Source organism: Stenotrophomonas sp. YJH_SMC_110 (assembly GCF_059369255.1).
Window position 1 is genome coordinate 40,342 of sequence record NZ_JCAFSM010000010.1, and the last position, 14,010, is coordinate 54,351.

14 protein-coding genes are annotated in these 14,010 nt (G+C 67.3%); 10 read left to right on the plus strand and 4 right to left on the minus strand.

The window, feature by feature from the left end:
• Nucleotides 1–95: 95 nt before the first annotated feature.
• Both pip and prmC read right to left on the minus strand, forming a co-directional pair.
• Nucleotides 96–1,037: a prolyl aminopeptidase gene (gene pip, locus AC5P6H_RS16945; protein ID WP_126411751.1), complete on the minus strand. Its 942-nt coding sequence runs from the start codon at nt 1,035–1,037 to the stop codon at nt 96–98.
• Between the two features lie 48 nt (nt 1,038–1,085).
• Nucleotides 1,086–1,943: a peptide chain release factor N(5)-glutamine methyltransferase gene (prmC, locus tag AC5P6H_RS16950; protein ID WP_495202903.1), complete on the minus strand. Its 858-nt coding sequence runs from the start codon at nt 1,941–1,943 to the stop codon at nt 1,086–1,088.
• 322 nt (nt 1,944–2,265) lie between these two features.
• On the opposite strand from prmC, the gene ahpC reads away from it, so the two are divergent.
• The 5 genes from ahpC (at nt 2,266) to AC5P6H_RS16975 (ending at nt 7,229) form a co-directional block, all read left to right on the plus strand.
• Nucleotides 2,266–2,829 (plus strand): alkyl hydroperoxide reductase subunit C, encoded by a 564-nt coding sequence (ahpC, locus tag AC5P6H_RS16955; protein ID WP_005408159.1) that lies wholly within the window; start codon nt 2,266–2,268, stop codon nt 2,827–2,829.
• Between the two features lie 224 nt (nt 2,830–3,053).
• Nucleotides 3,054–4,646, plus strand: a complete 1,593-nt coding sequence (gene ahpF, locus AC5P6H_RS16960) for an alkyl hydroperoxide reductase subunit F (RefSeq protein ID WP_014646004.1) — start codon at nt 3,054–3,056, stop codon at nt 4,644–4,646.
• An 85-nt stretch (nt 4,647–4,731) separates the two neighbouring features.
• On the plus strand, nt 4,732–5,694 hold the full coding sequence (locus tag AC5P6H_RS16965; RefSeq protein WP_014646003.1) for a LysR substrate-binding domain-containing protein: 963 nt from the start codon (nt 4,732–4,734) through the stop codon (nt 5,692–5,694).
• Between the two features lie 123 nt (nt 5,695–5,817).
• A complete protein-coding gene (gene rnk / locus AC5P6H_RS16970; protein WP_014036052.1) occupies nt 5,818–6,222 on the plus strand; it encodes a nucleoside diphosphate kinase regulator in 405 nt (134 codons plus the stop codon).
• A 50-nt stretch (nt 6,223–6,272) separates the two neighbouring features.
• A complete protein-coding gene (locus tag AC5P6H_RS16975; protein WP_495202904.1) occupies nt 6,273–7,229 on the plus strand; it encodes a transaldolase in 957 nt (318 codons plus the stop codon).
• A gap of 665 nt (nt 7,230–7,894) precedes the next feature.
• Here AC5P6H_RS16975 and msrA read toward each other — a convergent pair.
• Nucleotides 7,895–8,560 (minus strand): peptide-methionine (S)-S-oxide reductase MsrA, encoded by a 666-nt coding sequence (gene msrA / locus AC5P6H_RS16980; RefSeq protein ID WP_032956996.1) that lies wholly within the window; start codon nt 8,558–8,560, stop codon nt 7,895–7,897.
• A gap of 30 nt (nt 8,561–8,590) precedes the next feature.
• Nucleotides 8,591–8,854 (minus strand): putative signal transducing protein, encoded by a 264-nt coding sequence (locus AC5P6H_RS16985; RefSeq protein WP_032956987.1) that lies wholly within the window; start codon nt 8,852–8,854, stop codon nt 8,591–8,593.
• Nucleotides 8,855–9,044: 190 nt separating this feature from the next.
• On the opposite strand from AC5P6H_RS16985, the gene AC5P6H_RS16990 reads away from it, so the two are divergent.
• From AC5P6H_RS16990 to rlmM, 5 genes are all read left to right on the plus strand, one after another.
• A complete protein-coding gene (locus AC5P6H_RS16990) occupies nt 9,045–10,793 on the plus strand; it encodes a glutamine--tRNA ligase/YqeY domain fusion protein (protein WP_049440148.1) in 1,749 nt (582 codons plus the stop codon).
• A gap of 43 nt (nt 10,794–10,836) precedes the next feature.
• Nucleotides 10,837–11,490 (plus strand): hypothetical protein, encoded by a 654-nt coding sequence (locus tag AC5P6H_RS16995; protein ID WP_495202905.1) that lies wholly within the window; start codon nt 10,837–10,839, stop codon nt 11,488–11,490.
• A 48-nt stretch (nt 11,491–11,538) separates the two neighbouring features.
• A complete protein-coding gene (locus tag AC5P6H_RS17000) occupies nt 11,539–12,261 on the plus strand; it encodes a DUF6348 family protein (protein ID WP_126411749.1) in 723 nt (240 codons plus the stop codon).
• Nucleotides 12,262–12,359: 98 nt separating this feature from the next.
• A complete protein-coding gene (locus AC5P6H_RS17005) occupies nt 12,360–12,920 on the plus strand; it encodes a nucleoside deaminase (protein WP_004154307.1) in 561 nt (186 codons plus the stop codon).
• Nucleotides 12,904–13,971, plus strand: coding sequence for a 23S rRNA (cytidine(2498)-2'-O)-methyltransferase RlmM (rlmM, locus tag AC5P6H_RS17010; RefSeq protein WP_046428937.1), 1,068 nt, complete (start codon nt 12,904–12,906; stop codon nt 13,969–13,971). The genes AC5P6H_RS17005 and rlmM overlap by 17 nt, the downstream gene beginning before the upstream one ends.
• Nucleotides 13,972–14,010 lie beyond the last annotated feature (39 nt).

A 14,010-nucleotide genomic window follows, 5' to 3' on the forward strand; every position in this document is an offset into this window, starting at 1 on the left:
GTATCCGGTAGCGCCGGCCGCTGGCCGGCGAGCCACATCGGCCGGCGGCGAAACGGACCGGCAAGGCATTGCCGGCCAGCGGCCGGCACTACCGATCAGGCGAAGCCATCGGTGGCGCGCACCAGCGCGTCCACGTTCTCGGCTTCGAACGCCGAATGGCCCGAGGCCGGGGTGATTTCCAGCTTCGCCTTCGGCCACACCTTGGTCAGGTCCCAGGCGTTGGCCAGCGGGCAGACCACGTCGTAGCGGCCGTGCACGATCACGCCCGGGATGTCGGCGATGCGGTGCGCGTCGCGCAGCAGCTGGTCTTCCACCTCAAAGAAGCCACCGTTGACGAAGTAGTGGTTCTCGATGCGGGCGAAGGCCAGGGCGAAGTGCGGGTCTTCGTGGCTGTTGATGAAGTCGTCATCGACGTGCAGGAAACTGGTCGCGCCTTCCCACACCGCCCAGGCCTTGGCGGCTTCCAGGCGGGTGATTTCGTCGTCACTGGTCAGGCGGCGGTGGAAGGCCGAGATCAGGTCATGACGCTCCACCGACGGGATCGGCTTCAGGTAATGCTCCCACGCATCCGGGAACAGGCGGTTGGCGCCTTCCTGGTAGAACCATTCCAGCTCCCAGCGGCGCAGCATGAAGATGCCGCGCAGGACCAGTTCGGTCACGCGCTGCGGATGGGTCTCGGCATAGGCCAGGGCCAGGGTCGAGCCCCAGCTTCCACCGAACACCTGCCAGCGATCGACCTTCAGGTGCTCGCGCAGCTTCTCGATATCGGCGACCAGGTCCCAGGTGGTGTTGTCCACCAGGTCCGCGTGCGGGGTGGATCGACCCGCACCACGCTGGTCGAACAGGATGATGCGGTACTTGGACGGGTCATGGAACTGGCGCATCTTGTCGCTGCAACCACCGCCCGGGCCACCGTGCAGCATCACCACCGGCTTGCCGTCCGGGTTGCCGCACTGTTCGAAATACAGCGTGTGGCGGTCGTCGACCTTCAGGGTGCCGACGTCGTAGGGGGTGATGGCGGGGTACAGCGTACGCATGCTTGCAGCTCCAAGGTGATGCCCTGCCGGGGCAGGAGAACCCCCATTCTAGGCCGGTCGCCGGCCCAGGGTGATGCGGTCGCGCTGCTCCAGGTCCTGCACGGTCTGCACCTCGGCAAAACCGGCGGCGTCGAACAGCGCGCGGATCGCCGCGCCCTGGTCCCATCCGTGCTCGATCAGCAACCAGCCACCGGGCAGCAGATGCGCCTGGCCGCCATCGATGATGCGGCGGATGTCATCCAGGCCGTCCACACCGGACGCCAGCGCGGAGGCCGGTTCGAAGCGCAAGTCGCCCTGTCGCAGGTGCGGGTCGTCGCTGGCGATGTACGGCGGATTGCTCGCAATCAGGTCGAAGCGCATGCCCTGCAACGGCGCGTACCAATCGTGCCCGCCCTCGGCGAAGCGGACGTTGCGCAGTTCATGGCGCGCGGCATTGCGCGCGGCCACGGCCAGCGCACCCGGGCTGGCATCGGTGGCCAGCACCTGTGCCTGTGGCCGCTCGCTGGCCAGCGCCAAGGCGATCGCGCCGCTGCCGGTGCCCAGGTCAGCCAGCCGCAGCGCACGGTCCTGCGGCAGGCGTTCCAGCGCCAGCTCGACCAGCAGTTCAGTCTCCGGGCGCGGGATCAGCGTGGCCGGATCGACCTCCAGATCCAGCGTCCAGAATCCGCGGCGGCCGGTCAGGTAGGCGACCGGCTCGCCGGCCACGCGGTGGGCCAACAGCGTCTCGAAGGCGGCCTGGTCGGCGGCGGCCAGCGGATCGGTGGCATGCGCGAACAGCCAACTGCGTGGGCGTTCCAGCACATGCAGCAGCAGCAGCTCCGCCTCATGGCGAGCTTCGACGCTGCCGAGGCGGACACTGGCCTCGGCCACGATCTGGCGCAGGGTGGGTTCGGTTTGGAAAGACATTCCGCAATTGTAGAGCCGAGCCCGCGCTCGGCTGCTTCTGGGGCAGCCGAGCGCGGGCTCGGCTCTACAAAATCGGAATCCGTTCAGGTTACGCCGGACGGGATAAGGAGGGGCTATCGGCCCCAGGCAGCGGTCCGGCGAGATTTTCCTTGTCACACAGTCAGTTGCAGGATGAAAGCGGCCGGGTTCAGTGCCTGCTCAGCGCCTTTTGATAGACTCCATCTATCAAATAGATGCAATCAATGCATTGTCCTTATCGCCAGCGAATGGGTAACCTAGCTCCTGTCGATTCACCCACTCCCCTTCACCAAGAGGAAAAATGATGTCCCTCATCAACACCCAGATCCAGCCGTTCGAAGCCAACGCTTACCACAACGGCGAGTTCATCAAGGTTTCCGACGCCAGCCTGAAGGGCCAGTGGTCCGTCCTGATCTTCATGCCGGCCGCCTTCACCTTCAACTGCCCGACCGAGATCGAGGACGCAGCTGACCACTACGCCGAGTTCAAGAAGGCCGGCGCCGAGGTCTACATCGTCACCACCGATACCCACTTCTCGCACAAGGTGTGGCACGAGACCTCGCCGGCCGTCGGCAAGGCCCAGTTCCCGCTGGTCGGCGACCCGACCCACCAGCTGACCAACGCTTTCGGCGTGCACATTCCGGAAGAAGGCCTGGCCCTGCGCGGCACCTTCATCATCAACCCGGAAGGCGTGATCAAGACCCTGGAGATCCACTCCAACGAGATCGCCCGTGACGTGTCCGAGACCCTGCGCAAGCTGAAGGCTGCCCAGTTCACCGCCGCCAACCCGAACCAGGTCTGCCCGGCCAAGTGGAAGGAAGGCGAGAAGACCCTGACCCCGTCGCTGGACCTGGTCGGCAAGATCTAAGGCAGTACCGGCCTGCCGTGGCCCCACGCCGCGGCGCGCCCTTCATCCCCGTGCCGGTCCCCCCGCCGGCGTGGGGGTGAACCCAAGACAGCCAACGCTCGCCCGCCTTGGCCAGCCAGCCCCTTCCACGGTCGCTGTCTTGGGTTCACCCCTACCCCCAGCTGGTCCGCTACCTTGTACAGCGGTGCCACGCCCTCTGTTTGCCTGAAGCCAGGAGAAGACCGATGTTGGACGCCAACCTGCAGTCGCAGCTGAAGACCTATCTGGAGCGCGTGACCCGCCCGATCCAGATCACCGCGCACGCCGACGACGGCGCCAAGTCGCAGGAAATGCTGGAACTGCTGCAGACCCTGGACAGCCTGTCGGACAAGATCTCGCTGCAGGTGCTGCGCGATGGGCAGGGCCGCGTGCCGTCCTTCGACCTGGGCACCCCGGGCCAGGACATCCACCTGACCTTCGCCGGCCTGCCGATGGGCCACGAGTTCACCTCGCTGGTGCTGGCGCTGCTGCAGGTCGGCGGGCACCCGTCCAAGGCCACCGCCGAGCTGATCGAGCAGGTGCAGAACCTGGAAGGCGACTACCGGTTCGAAACCTACTTCTCGCTGTCCTGCCAGAACTGCCCGGACGTGGTGCAGGCGCTGAACCTGGCCGCGGTGCTCAACCCGCGCATCCAGCACGTGGCCATCGATGGCGCCCTGTTCCAGGACGAAGTCGAGAAGCGCGAGATCATGTCGGTGCCGACCGTGTACCTCAACGGTGAAATCTTCGACCAGGGCCGCATGACCCTCGAGCAGATCGTGGCCAAGCTGGACACCAACGCCGGCAAGCGCGATGCCGAGAAGATCGCCGCCAAGGACGCCTTCGACGTGCTGGTGGTGGGCGGTGGCCCGGCCGGCGCTGCAGCGGCGATCTACGCCGCACGCAAGGGCATCCGTACCGGCATCGCCGCCGAGCGTTTCGGTGGCCAGGTGCTGGACACCATGGCGATCGAGAACTTCATTTCGGTGAAGGAGACCGAGGGCCCCAAGCTGGCCACGGCGCTGGAGCAGCACGTGCGCGAGTACGAGGTGGACATCATGAACCTGCAGCGCGCCAGTGCGCTGGTGCCGGCCGGCGAAGACGGCCTGGTGCAGGTGCAGCTGGAAAACGGCGCGGTACTGAAGTCGCGTTCGGTGATCCTGTCCACCGGCGCGCGCTGGCGGCAGATGAACGTGCCGGGCGAAGACCAGTACCGCAACAAGGGCGTGGCGTACTGCCCGCACTGCGATGGCCCGCTGTTCAAGGGCAAGCGCGTGGCGGTGATCGGCGGCGGCAACTCCGGCGTGGAAGCGGCCATCGACCTGGCCGGCATCGTGTCGCATGTAACCCTGCTGGAGTTCGATTCCAGCCTGCGCGCCGATGAAGTGCTGCAGAAGAAGCTGCGCAGCCTGGGCAACGTGACCGTGCTGACCAGCGCGCAGACCACCGAAGTGCTGGGCGACGGCAGCCGCGTCACCGGCCTGGTCTACAAGGACCGCGTCGGCGGCGATGCCCACCGCGTCGAGCTGGAAGGCATCTTCGTGCAGATCGGCCTGCTGCCCAACACCGAGTGGCTGAAGGATGTGGTGGCGCTGTCGCCGCGCGGCGAGATCGTCATCGACGACCGCGGCCAGACCAACCTGCCGGGCGTGTTCGCCGCTGGCGATTGCACGACGGTGCCCTACAAGCAGATCATCATCGCCATGGGCGCCGGCTCGACCGCCGCACTGAGTGCGTTCGACCACCTGATCCGCTCGTCGGTGAGCAACAGCAGCGGTGCCGTTGCTGAAGCAGCCTGATCCACCGTTCCCAGATCACCGGGAACATTGTCTGCCTGTCGGGTAACCACGCCGTCAGCCGGTCCGTTACCCCTGGGGTGTAAGGATGAACCTACGTGATCTGAAGTACCTGGTAGCCCTGGCCGACCACAAGCATTTCGGCCGGGCTGCCGCCTCCTGCTTCGTCAGCCAGCCCACGCTGTCGACGCAGATCCGCAAGCTGGAAGAAGAGCTGGGCCTGCCGCTGGTGGAACGCGCACCGCGCAAGGTGATGCTGACCCCGGCCGGCCAGGAAGCGGCGGCACGGGCGCGGGTGATCGTGTCCGAAGTGGAACAGCTGAAGGAGGCGGCGCGACGCAGCCGCGATCCGGAAGCCGGCACGGTGCGCCTGGGCATCTTCCCGACCCTCGGCCCGTACCTGCTGCCGCATGTGATCCCGCGCATCCGCGAGCGCTTCCCGGAGCTGGAACTGCTGCTGGTCGAGGAAAAGAGCGACGTGCTGCTGGACCGCCTGCGCGAAGGCAAGCTCGACGCCGCACTGCTGGCCCTGCCGGTGATCGACGACCAGCTGCATGCCGAATTCCTGTTCGAGGAACCGTTCCTGCTGGCCGTGTCCGGGCGCCACCCGCTGGCCCGCCGCGAACACCTGGACGTGCAGGAACTGGCCACGCAGAAGCTGCTGCTGCTGGAAGACGGGCATTGCCTGCGCGACCAGGCGCTGGAAGTCTGCCGCCTGTTCGGCGCCAACGAGAAGTCCGAATTCCGCGCCACCAGCCTGGAAACGCTGCGGCAGATGGTCGCCGCCGACGTCGGCATCACCCTGCTGCCGAGCCTGTCGGTGCAGCCGCCGGTGCCGCGCTCGAACAACATCCGCCTGCTCGATTTCACCGGCGAAGGCCGTCCCAGCCGCCGCATCGCCATGATCTGGCGCCGCAGCTCGGCCATGAACGACTTCCTGATGGAGCTGGCCGACCAGTTCAAGCGCCTGCCGCAGGCACTGTTCACGCTGGAGGCGCTCGATGCCGGCAGCGATGCACCGGCCCTGCCCGGCCCCGCGCTGAACGGCTGAGCCCCCGCAGCACCGGCCCGGAATCGGCAGGAGTCGATTCCGGCCGCATTTGTCCCCACAATACAGACAGGCGGCGCCAGCAGGTGCCGCCTTTTGCATGGCTTTCAACCAAGGAGCTTCACCATGAACACCGCCAGCGGCCTGCCGCCGTCGATCACCGTTTCTACCTTCGACATGGACCGCCTGGACGCCATGCTCGAATCCCCTGCGCTGAGCCAGACGCCTGCCGCGCTCGCGCTTGCTGAAGAACTCAACCGGGCCACCGTGCTGGCGCCGGACCAGATTCCCGAAGGCATCGTCATGATGCATTCGCGCGTGGAGTGCGAAGATGAAGTGTCGGGCGAAAAGCACGTCCTGACCCTGGTCTTCCCCCGCGAAGCCAATGTCGATGAAGGCAAGGTCTCCGTGCTGGCCCCGGTCGGCAGTGCCCTGCTCGGCCTGGCCATCGGCCAGAGCATCGACTGGAACGCGCCCGGCGGCCGCAAGCTGCGCCTGCGCGTGACTGCGGTCCACAACGACCGCCCCTGATTACCGCTGCGCACCGCGCGCGATTCGATCCCCCTGCACCAGGAGCCGTAATGAGTACCCCGTCCAAACTGTCCCAGCTGCGCGAACTGTCCGTGGTCGTTGCCGATACCGGTGACTACGAGGCGATCAAGCGCCTGCAGCCGGTGGACTGCACCACCAACCCGACCCTGGTGAAGAAGGCGCTGGACCTGCCGGTCTACGCCGAACTGATCGAACGCGAACTGGCCTGGGGCCGCCAGCAGGCGGGCGACCGCGAAGCCGTGGTGCACGCCGTGGCCGACCGCCTGACCATCGGCGTCGGCGCGCTGTTGAGCACGCTGGTGCCGGGCCGTGTGTCCACCGAAGTGGACGCCGACCAGGCCCACGACACCGCCGCCACCGTGGCCAAGGCCCGCCAGTTCATCCAGATGTACGCCGATGCCGGGGTGCCGCGCGAGAAGATCCTGATCAAGATCGCCGCGACCTGGGAAGGCGTGGAAGCCGCGCGCATCCTGCAGGCCGAAGGCATCGACTGCAACCTGACCCTGATCTTCAACCCGACCCAGGCGCTGGCCTGCAGCGAGGCCGGCGCGTTCCTGATCTCCCCGTTCGTCGGCCGCATCCTGGACTGGTACGTGGCCAACGGCCAGACCCCGGCCAGCATCGACGAAGACCCGGGCGTGAAGTTCGTGCGCGGCGTCTATGCCGAATTCAAGCGCCGCGGTTCGAAGACGGTGGTGATGGGCGCCTCGTTCCGTTCGACCGCACAGATCGAAGCGCTGGCCGGCTGCGACCGCCTGACCATTTCGCCGGACCTGCTGGAGAAGCTGGACGCCGACCACGGCGCGCTGCCGCGCAAGCTGGTGGCTGGTGCCGCTGATGGCGCGGCGGTGCCCCCGATCGATGCGGCGACGTTCGCGGCGGATCTGGCTGCCGATCCGATGGCGACCGAGAAGCTGGCGACCGGTATCGATGCGTTTGCCAAGGATCTGCAGGCGCTGCGCGAGCGGATCCGCGCGGCACTGTGATTCCGGCCAACGGCTGAGCCCCTCGTGGCGGGTCGGTAGAGTCGAGCTTGCTCGACTGACTGCTAGAGCAAAAGCCGCGCTGGGTCGGGCGGGTTGGGTTCGCGGGGGACGCCGTGAACCCGTCCATGGGGGCTTGGCCGCGGCATCCATGCCGCGGACACCCCCGCGAACCCAACCCGCCCGCCCTCTGACAGTTTCCGGTGGCCATCCGCCACGGAAGAAAGAAAGAAGAGCAACAGCGGGTCGCGCGCTTCGCTTGCTCGCAGCCGAGCATGGCTTCGCTCTACAGAAAGCACTGCAGGACCAAACAAAAAGGACGCGGCGAACGCCGCGTCCTTTTTCTTTTCCATCAGTTCGTCACCAAACCAATGCTCTTGCCCACCGTCACCGGGAAACTGTCGAAGGTGGGACGGGGGGCGGCTGGCAGGACCGTTGGCGCCATGGGCCCGAGGCATGCCTCGGGCGGGTTGGGCAGGACGCCCAACCCCGGTCTTGCCGTGTGCGCAGGACAGCGCACACGAGCAAGGCGCCATCGAGCCCACATGGACGGGTTTACGGCGTGTCCTGCCAGCCGCCCCCGTCCCGCCCAACCATCAGCAACCCAGAGCCGCTTTGGCTGTTGACGTTGATTTTGACGTTGCCCGCCGCAGGCGGACCACCGCGCGTCAGCGCGGCGCCTCCACATCCAACCCGATCGGGCAGCTCACGCCGGTGCCGCCGATGCCGCAGTAGCCGTTCGGATTCTTCGCCAGGTACTGCTGGTGATAGTCCTCGGCGTAGTAGTACGCCGGTGCCGGGTACACGATCTCGGTGGTGATCGGGCCGTAGCCGGCCGCATCCAGCTGGGCCTGGTAGGCCTCGCGGCTGGCCAGCGCGGCAGCGTACTGTGCCTCGTCGGTGGCGTGGATCGCCGAACGGTACTGGGTGCCGGTGTCGTTGCCCTGGCGCATGCCCTGGGTCGGGTCGTGGCTTTCCCAGAACAGCTGCAGCAGCCGTTCCAGGCTCACCACCGCCGGGTCGAACACCACCTGCACCACTTCGGTGTGCCCGGTCAGGCCCGAGCACACTTCTTCATAGGTCGGGTTCGGGGTGATGCCGCCGGCGTAGCCGACCGAGGTGCTGTACACGCCCGGCTCGGTCCAGAACTTGCGCTCGGCGCCCCAGAAACAGCCCAGCGCGAAGCGGATCTGCTGCAGGCCGGCGAAGCGGTCCTTCAGCGGATGGCTGTTCACGAAGTGCTGGTTGCTGTGCAGCGGCAATGGCTGCTCGCGCCCCGGCAGTGCCTCTTCCGGGCGCGGCAGGCGCTGCTTGAAGGCCCCGATGCCGAGGATGCCCTGGCCAATTCCCAACATGATGCGCTCCTACGCCGGCAGTCCGGCCATATCGTCTGCATCGGAAATGGGGTCGGCGGCGGCCTGGCCCAAGTCCAGCGCCGCGATGATGTCCTCCGCCTGCGGCCGCGCCGCGTCGGGGATGCCGACCCGCAACACACCGAACAACGGCAGCTCGCCCATGCCCCCCAGCAGCTGCTCGCCGAACACGAAGGCGGGGATGCCGGCGTTTTCCAGCGCGTGCTTGACCAGATGGGCGTCGAACAGGTTGTCGGCCTTGTACACGATGTGCATGCGGCGGCTCCTCGGGGCAGGGCTCCAGCATACGCCCGGGGGCTGAATGGTGCCGGGGGCGGGATCCGAGAGTTGCCGGCCAGCGGCCGGCACTACCAGAGGGCGGGGCCGGCATCCCCACACCCCACCGGGCAGCCCTGCCCCGTACGCGCTAGACTGTTGGTCTTTCTGCCTTTCTTTTCGCCGACTCATGTCCGAGCACACCCCCGCCAGCCCCGAGACCCCCGCCGACAGCCACGAAAAGCGCGATTTCATCCGCCAGATCGTGCGCGAGGACCTGGCCAGCGGAAAGCACCAGGCGATCAAGACCCGCTTCCCGCCGGAGCCGAACGGGTACCTGCACATCGGCCACGCCAAGTCGATCTGCCTGAACTTCGGCATCGCCGGCGAGTTCAGCGGCGTCTGCAACCTGCGCTTCGACGACACCAACCCGGCCAAGGAAGATCCGGAATACGTGGCCGCGATCCAGGACGACGTGCGCTGGCTGGGCTTCGAGTGGAACGAGCTGCGCCACGCCTCGGACTATTTCCAGGCCTATTACCTGGCCGCCGAGAAGCTGATCGAACAGGGCAAGGCCTACGTCTGCGACCTGTCGGCCGAGGAAGTGCGCGCCTACCGCGGCACCCTGACCGAGCCGGGCCGCCCGTCGCCATGGCGCGACCGCAGCGTCGAGGAAAACCTCGACCTGTTCCGCCGCATGCGCGCCGGTGAATTCCCGGATGGTGCGCGCACCCTGCGCGCCAGGATCGACATGGCCAGCGGCAACATCAACCTGCGCGATCCGGCGCTGTACCGCATCAAGCACGTCGAGCACCAGAACACCGGCAATGCGTGGCCGATCTACCCGATGTACGACTTCGCCCACGCGCTGGGTGATTCGATCGAAGGCATCACCCACTCGTTGTGCACGCTGGAATTCGAAGACCACCGCCCGCTGTACGACTGGTGCGTGGACAACGTCGATTTCGCCCATGACGATGCGCTGACCCAGCCGCTGGTCGATGCCGGCCTGCCGCGCGAAGCGGCCAAGCCGCGCCAGATCGAGTTCTCGCGCCTGAACATCAACTACACGGTGATGAGCAAGCGCAAGCTGATGGCGCTGGTCACCGAACAGCTGGTGGACGGCTGGGAAGACCCGCGCATGCCGACCCTGCAGGGCCTGCGTCGCCGTGGTTACACCCCGGCCGCGATGCGCCTGTTCGCCGAGCGCGTGGGCATCAGCAAGCAGAATTCGCTGATCGACTTCAGCGTGCTGGAAGGCGCGCTGCGCGAGGACCTGGACAGTGCCGCACCGCGCCGCATGGCAGTGGTCGATCCGGTCAAGCTGGTGCTGACCAACCTGCCGGAAGGCCACGAAGAGCAGCTGACCTTCAGCAACCACCCGAAGGACGAAAGCTTCGGCAGCCGCGAAGTACCGTTCGCACGCGAAGTGTGGATCGACCGCGAGGACTTCGCCGAAGTGCCGCCGAAGGGCTGGAAGCGCCTGGTCCCGGGGGGCGAAGTCCGCCTGCGCGGCGCCGGCATCATCCGCTGCGACGAAGTGATCAAGGATGCCGACGGCACCATCACCGAGCTGCGCGGCTGGCTGGATCCGGAATCGCGTCCGGGCATGGAAGGCGCCAACCGCAAGGTCAAGGGCACCATCCACTGGGTCAGCGCCGTGCACGGCGTACCGGCCGAGATCCGCCTGTACGACCGCCTGTTCTCGGTGCCGAACCCGGACGACGAATCGGAAGGCAAGACCTACCGCGATTACCTCAACCCGGAATCGCGCCGCACTGTCACCGGCTATGTCGAGCCGGCCGCGGCCAGCGCCGCGCCGGAGCAGTCGTTCCAGTTCGAGCGTACCGGCTACTTCGTGGCCGACCGCCGCGACCATACCGCAGCCACGCCGGTATTCAACCGCAGCGTGACCCTGCGCGATACCTGGTCGGCCTGAGGGCCTGCGCGGGCGCCTGGATGGCGCCCGCGCGACCGCGACGATGATCACCGCCCTTTCCGTCCTGCTCTGGTTCATCTCGCAGCATCCGCTGCTGACGTTCTTTGCAGCAATGGTGCTGGCCGGGCTGGTCTCGTGGTGGCGGCGCCTTCCGGGCTACGCCATCGTGGTGTTCCCGCTGGCGATGCTCAACATGTTCCTCGGCCACTTCCTCAACGCCGCCTTCCTCAACGTGGTGGGCGAGCGTGGTGAAGCGGTGATCGTCAAGGCCGAGCGGACCAGCTCCACGCTCAACGAACAGTACATCTGGCGCTACGAAGCGGTGCTGCGCACGGCCGAGGGGCGCGACGTGGACGTGGTGTTCCACACCAATACCGCTTCGCTGTGGCCGCTGGAAAACGCCATCCGCATCCCGGCGCGCGACCAGCCGTTCGTGGTCAAGTGCACGCCGGGCTTCCCGCGCAACATCGTCATCCTCACCAACGAGTCACCGCACGGCATCGCCCAGGCCCGGGCCAGCGCGCGCGAGCGGGTGGAAGTGGCGGCGCGCAAGCTGCACTTCAGCCCGGGCAATGCCGAGTTCCGCGCCGACTATCGCCGCGAACTGGAAAGCTGGCTGCGCGACCACGGCAACGACCCGCAGCAGCAATCCGACGCGCAGCGATATCGCGCCGAGCTCGACGCACTCGACCGCTAGCCCCAGGCCCTGCCTGGATGTTCCGCCCCATCCATCCACAGGCCTGACATGACCACGAGCGCCACCGCCCTCCTCCCGCTGTTGCAGCAGGCCCTGCAGGACACCGGCACCGCCAGCCGCATCGACGGCAACGCGCTGCTGCTCGACAGCGGCCTGCGCCTGACCCCGCATGCAATGGCCGCGCAGGCGCGCGACAAAGGCGGCTGGCAGACCTCCACCGTCATTGAAAGCCAGCATCCGCAGTTGTTCGCCGATGGCCTGTTCGAGTACCAGCACGCAAATGGTGCCGATGAGCAGGCATCGCTGTTGTCCGGCTTCCAGGCCTGGGCCCGGGTGGACCTGGTGACCCTGCAGACCGCGATCGGCGCCCAAGACGCACAGGGCCTGCCGATGATGGGCCTGACCTATCCGGTCGGCGACGAGGGTGAGGAACATCAGCGCACCGTGGTGCTGGGGCCGTTGGCGCACTACCGTGCACAGGACGTGGATGCCTCCACCTGCAGCGAAGACGATCATGGCTCCTGCCCCTGCTGCCTGTTCACCCGCAGCATGGAGGCCTTCGACGAGCTGCTGAAAGCCCGCCATTTCCTCGCCATCCGCCTGTTCGCCTCGCGCGATGCCGACGGCCTGTGCGAGGCCGATTGCCGGGTCAACGGCCACGACTTCGCCGCCGCCCTGCCCCTGCTGCGCGCCTATGCTGCCAGTTGGCCGCAGGCCGGGCTGGAATTCCGCAAGCAGTACGTGGTGATCCGCACCGACTCGCCGGGCTGAGCCCGGCCCACGCGCGGTACAGGCCGGTGCGGCTACACTGCGCGCCGGTTTCCCCAAGCAACCGCACTTTTTCCCATCCCACACGAGGCACCCCCGCGATGCTGTACGCGCAAGTCCACCTGACCCTTCCCGCCTGGATCCACGACCAGATCGACCTGGATCGTCGATATCCGGGCGATGAGGCCAAGGTCGCGCTGGCGATCGAGCTGTCGCGGCTGAACGTCGAGCACGCCAGTGGCGGTCCGTTCGGTGCGGTGGTGTTCGGACCGGACGACAAGGTCATCGCCGCCGGCGTGAACCGGGTGATGCCGCACGCGACCTCGCTGGCGCATGCCGAGAACATGGCCTACATGCTGGCCCAGCAGCGCCTGCAGACCCCGCGCCTGAACGCGGTGCTGTCGCCGGTCACCCTGGCCACCAGCTCGCAGCCGTGCTGCCAGTGCTACGGCGCCACCGTGTGGGCCGGCATCGACCGCCTGCTGATCGGTGCCAACTCGGCCGACGTCGAGGAACTGACCCCGTTCGATGAAGGCCCGCTGCCGGCCGACTGGGTGGGCGAGCTCAACAAGCGCGGCATCGAAGTGGTGCAAGGCCTGAACCGCGACGCCGCGCGCAGCGTGCTGCGTGCCTATGGGGAAAGCGATGGCGCCCGTTACTGAAACCGGCATCGGCCTGCTGTGCCTGTGCCGGCAGGGCTTCGAGCCCGAGCTGGCCGGCGAGCTGCAGTTCCGCGCCGGTGAAGCCGGTTTCGCCGGCTATGCGCGCACCCAGCGCAATGACGGCTACGTGCTTTTCATGTGCGACGAAGCCGCCGCGCTGGCGCCGCGCCTGCGCTGGCGCGAGCTGATCTTCGCGCGGCAGAAGCTGGTGGTGCTGGCCGAACTGCCGCAGCTGGACCCGGCGGACCGGATCACCCCGATGCTGGAAGTGCTGGCCGATGCGCCGCGCTTCGGCGACCTGTGGGTGGAACACCCCGATTCGGACGCCGGCAAGCCACTGTCCGGTCTGGCCCGTGCCTTCGGCAATGCACTGCGCCCGGCGCTGCGCAAGGCCGGCAAGCTCACTGATAAGCCGAACAACCGCCTGCCGCGCCTGCATGTGGTGTTCGTCGATGGCACCCATGCCTTCGTCTGCGTGGCCGACCCGGCCGACAGCGCACCGTGGGCGCTGGGCATCCCGCGCCTGAAGCTGCTGCCCGAGGCGCCTTCGCGTTCGGCGCTGAAGCTGGACGAGGCGCTGCTGACCCTGCTGACGCCGGAAGAACGCGAGGCGCTGGCCAAGCCCGGCATGCGTGCGGCCGACCTCGGCGCCGCACCCGGCGGCTGGACCTGGGTGCTGACCCGCCAGCACATGCACGTGCTGAGCATCGACAACGGCCCGCTGCGCCAGCACGTGCTGGACACCGGACTGGTCGAGCACCTGCGCGCCGATGGCTTCCACTGGCACCCGGAACAGCCGCTGGACTGGATGGTCTGCGACATGGTCGAGCAGCCGCGCCGCGTGGCCGAACGCATGGCCACCTGGTTCCGCGAGGGCTGGTGCCGGCATGCGATCTTCAATCTGAAACTGCCGATGAAGAAGCGCTGGGACGAAACCCGGCTGTGCCTGGACCTGTTCCAGGACCAGGCCGGCAAGCCGCTGGTGGTCCGCGCCAAGCAGCTCTATCACGATCGTGAAGAGATCACCGTGCTGGCTTCGCCGCTGCGCTGATCCGTCATCGGCGGCACAGGTTGCCGGGAGTACGCTCCC

Coding starts and splice junctions, on each gene's coding strand:
- pip (WP_126411751.1), bottom strand. CDS start 1,037: ATGCGTACGCTGTACCCCGCCATCACCCCCTACGACGTCGGCACCCTG.
- prmC (WP_495202903.1), bottom strand. CDS start 1,943: ATGTCTTTCCAAACCGAACCCACCCTGCGCCAGATCGTGGCCGAGGCC.
- ahpC (WP_005408159.1), top strand. CDS start 2,266: ATGTCCCTCATCAACACCCAGATCCAGCCGTTCGAAGCCAACGCTTAC.
- ahpF (WP_014646004.1), top strand. CDS start 3,054: ATGTTGGACGCCAACCTGCAGTCGCAGCTGAAGACCTATCTGGAGCGC.
- AC5P6H_RS16965 (WP_014646003.1), top strand. CDS start 4,732: ATGAACCTACGTGATCTGAAGTACCTGGTAGCCCTGGCCGACCACAAG.
- rnk (WP_014036052.1), top strand. CDS start 5,818: ATGAACACCGCCAGCGGCCTGCCGCCGTCGATCACCGTTTCTACCTTC.
- AC5P6H_RS16975 (WP_495202904.1), top strand. CDS start 6,273: ATGAGTACCCCGTCCAAACTGTCCCAGCTGCGCGAACTGTCCGTGGTC.
- AC5P6H_RS16985 (WP_032956987.1), bottom strand. CDS start 8,854: ATGCACATCGTGTACAAGGCCGACAACCTGTTCGACGCCCATCTGGTC.
- AC5P6H_RS16990 (WP_049440148.1), top strand. CDS start 9,045: ATGTCCGAGCACACCCCCGCCAGCCCCGAGACCCCCGCCGACAGCCAC.
- AC5P6H_RS16995 (WP_495202905.1), top strand. CDS start 10,837: ATGATCACCGCCCTTTCCGTCCTGCTCTGGTTCATCTCGCAGCATCCG.
- AC5P6H_RS17000 (WP_126411749.1), top strand. CDS start 11,539: ATGACCACGAGCGCCACCGCCCTCCTCCCGCTGTTGCAGCAGGCCCTG.
- AC5P6H_RS17005 (WP_004154307.1), top strand. CDS start 12,360: ATGCTGTACGCGCAAGTCCACCTGACCCTTCCCGCCTGGATCCACGAC.
- rlmM (WP_046428937.1), top strand. CDS start 12,904: ATGGCGCCCGTTACTGAAACCGGCATCGGCCTGCTGTGCCTGTGCCGG.